The sequence below is a fragment of the Roseateles sp. P5_B10 genome (genome assembly GCF_056400485.1).
The window spans coordinates 1-771 of sequence record NZ_JBFULE010001411.1; the positions used below are offsets into that span (position 1 = coordinate 1).

The 771-nt window shown below is 66.4% G+C and carries 1 protein-coding gene; it reads right to left on the reverse strand.

Translation table 11 applies throughout. From position 1 onward, the window contains the following. Positions 1-78: 78 nt before the first annotated feature. The coding region (locus AC1DU6_RS33665) for an MFS transporter (protein ID WP_477862710.1) at positions 79-771 on the reverse strand (693 nt) is incomplete at its 5' end.

Here is a 771-nt window from a genome sequence, read left to right on the forward strand (position 1 = left end):
GAGCGCGCGCCGGGCCTGAAAAGCAAGAAGGCCCGAAGGCATTGCCTGCGGGCCTCTGTAAGCCGCCTCGGGCTCGCTTCAGGGGTTCTTGATCTCCGCGCCACGGCGCAGATAGAACCACCAGTTCAGCACCAGGCAGACGGCATAGAAGGCCGCGAAGCCGTAGAAGGCGAACTGCGGCGTGCCGGCCTTGATCTGCTCGCCGATCAGCACCGGCGCGACGAAGGCGCCGTAGGCGGCGACAGCCGACGTCCAGCCGAGCACTGGGCCGGCCTGGGTGCGGTCGAAGATGACGCCCACCGAGCGGAAGGTGGAGCCATTGCCCACGCCGCTGGCCGCGAACAGCAGCACCATCAGGCCCATGAAGGCCGGGAAGAACTGCTCCGGCGTGGCCGAGCCATAGGMCTGCTGCATCACATAGCCGACCGCGGCGGACGCGAACACCATGACCGCAGAGATGACCTGCGTGACGATGGAGCCGCCGACCTTGTCAGAGATCCAGCCGCCGACGGGCCGCACCGCGGCGCCGACGAAGGGTCCGATCCAGGCGTAGGTCAGCGCAGACGGGGCGTTCGGGTTCTTCAGCGTGTGGGTGAGCACGCCGGCCGCATCAGGGATGTGCTGGAAGCCGAAGATCACCGTGATCGCCAGTGGCAGAGCCATGGAGAAGCCGATGAAGCTGCCGAAAGTGACGACGTACAGCGCCGTCAGGCTCCAGGTGTGCTTGTTGCGGAAGATGGCGAACTGCTTGGCCACGTTCTCCTTCATCGC